At 41.3% G+C, this 2,387-nt stretch carries 2 protein-coding genes; both read left to right on the top strand.

Going from position 1 to position 2,387, the window contains the following annotated elements; translation table 11 throughout:
• On the top strand, window positions 1-270 hold a 270-nt coding region (locus HNQ80_RS02065), incomplete at its 5' end, for a hypothetical protein (RefSeq protein ID WP_456298205.1).
• Between the two features lie 158 nt (window positions 271-428).
• Entirely contained in the window at window positions 429-2,162 is a 1,734-nt protein-coding gene (locus HNQ80_RS02060) for an ABC transporter ATP-binding protein (protein WP_184307694.1), read from the top strand.
• Window positions 2,163-2,387 lie beyond the last annotated feature (225 nt).

Genomic DNA, 2,387 nt, shown 5'->3' with positions numbered 1-2,387 from the left:
GGAGCAGAGAACCCTGGAACAGAGAACCCTGGAACAGAGAATCCTGGAACAGAGAATCCTGGAACAGAGAACCCTGAGGTAGAAGCCCCTAAGACAGATACTCCTAAAGTTGAAGCTCCTGAGGTAGAAAAAGTAGAAACGACGAAATATGAGAAAATTGATCAGCCTAATGATGAGCCTAACAACGAAAAAATCTCTAAGCTGGAAGGCAGAACTTCAAGTGTGGATATGATCAAAAAGGAAGAGGAAGAGTATTCGTTTCAAGAGTAATATGATTTTATAAAGTGGATCTGAGTAAGCCGTAGAAAGCTGCTCAGATTTTTCTTTGTAGTGGTTTAAACTACGTTATATGATGCAGAAAAAATATGGTATAATATGTTAGTCGATATTTAGAGAAACGAAATATGATTTAAAGAAGGTGAAATGTTATGCTGAAGAGATTTTCAAAATACTATCGTGCCCATCTGCCTTTATTTTTTCTGGATTTCAGCTGTGCCTTTGTCATGGCGGGGATGGACTTGGTCTTTCCCATCGTTGTCCGGCAAATGGTAGATGAGCTGCTACCCCAGCGAAATCTTCCTGTGATCCTGTGGGCAGGAGTGGGATTATTTGTTTTATATATTGCCCGGGCTTTGCTCAACTATATCGTAGATTATTATGGTCATGTACTTGGGGTGCGGATGGAATATGACATGCGAAAGGATTTGTTTGACCATATTCATAAGCTGTCCTTTACTTACTTTGACAATACCAAGACAGGCCATATCATGTCGAGACTGGTAAATGACCTCAACGAGATTAGTGAACTGGCCCATCATGGCCCCGAGGATTTATTCATTACAGCGGTGACCTTGATAGGATCATTTATTATCTTAGCCACAATCCATTGGCCACTGGCTTTGATTGTATTTGCCTTGATTCCTCTGATGCTGTGGTTTGCCATCAGCAAAAACAAGACGATGCAAAGTTCTTTTCGAGATATGAGGCTGAAGGTGGCCGATATCAACGCCCAGGTAGAAGATAGCATTTCTGGGGTGAGGGTTGTAAAATCTTTCACCAATGAGTGGTATGAGAAGGAAAAGTTTGAAGAGGGAAACGCCAACTTTAGAAAATCTAGAGAAAATGCCTTCAAGGTCATGGGACATTTCTTTTCAGGCATTAACTTCTTTTCAAACATTATCAGCTTGGCGGTGATCATATTTGGAGGTATTTTCTACTACTATGGGCAACTGACCATGGGAGAGTTGGTAGGATTCTTACTCTATATCTCCATGTTCCTGCAGCCGATTCGAAGAATTACTGCTTTCGTGGAAAACTATCAAAAAGGAATGGCAGGATTCCATCGCTTTGTGGAAACGATGGATATCGACCCGGATATCAAGGATGATGCCGATGCCAAGGCAGTGGGCAGGGTAAAAGGAAAAATTAATTTTAACAATGTGACCTTTAGTTATAATAATAAGGCGACGGTATTGGAAAATATCAGTTTGGAGATTCAACCCGGAGAAACGGTGGCTTTCGTAGGGCCCTCGGGGGGCGGCAAGACAACCTTATGCAGCTTGATTCCAAGATTTTATGAGATTACAGATGGAAAAATAGAAATTGATAATATGAATATCCAGAAAATTACTCAACGTTCTTTACGAGAGAACATTGGCATTGTACAACAGGATGTATTTTTGTTTTCCGGCACGGTGAAAGAGAATATTGCCTATGGCAAAATTGGAGCCACTGATGAAGAGATCATGGAGGCCGCCCAAAGAGCCAATGCCCATGCGTTCATCATGGCCTTGGAGAATGGTTATGATACCTACATCGGGGAGCGTGGGGTAAAGCTTTCTGGTGGGCAAAAACAGAGGATTTCCATCGCCAGGATTTTCTTAAAAAATCCACCGATTCTTATTTTAGATGAGGCAACCTCTGCCTTAGACAATGAGACGGAAAAAGTAATTCAAGAATCTTTATTTCATCTCGCTGAGAACAGAACGACCCTTGTTATTGCCCACCGATTGGCAACCATTCGAAGAGCTGATCGAATTATGGTACTGACCGATGAGGGGGTTATAGAAGAAGGAAGTCATGATCAACTGATGCTAAAAGATGGTATATACGCTCGCTTGTATAGAGCTCAATTTGATGGATTTATTCCAGATATCGCTTAAAACTCCTGTCAAGCAGGAGTTTTTGTTCATATATAGGAAATTATGATTTTCAATTTCCTATATATGGGGTGTGCAGAGGGGATTTCCCCTTTGCCGTATTCAGGAAGGTGCTCAGCCTGCATTGCAGGCGTCGAAGGAAACCTAGGGTTTCTGGTGTTGCATCTTATGAAAAATTTTCATAAATCTTTAAGTTTAATCTGCCTTGATGGAAGTCTCACATCCATT

It is taken from the genome of Anaerosolibacter carboniphilus (assembly GCF_014205875.1).
GTDB lineage: Bacteria > Bacillota > Clostridia > Peptostreptococcales > Thermotaleaceae > Anaerosolibacter > Anaerosolibacter carboniphilus.
This window is presented reverse-complemented; position numbering and strand designations above follow the sequence as displayed.

Coding starts and splice junctions, on each gene's coding strand:
- HNQ80_RS02060 (WP_184307694.1), top strand. CDS start 429: ATGCTGAAGAGATTTTCAAAATACTATCGTGCCCATCTGCCTTTATTT.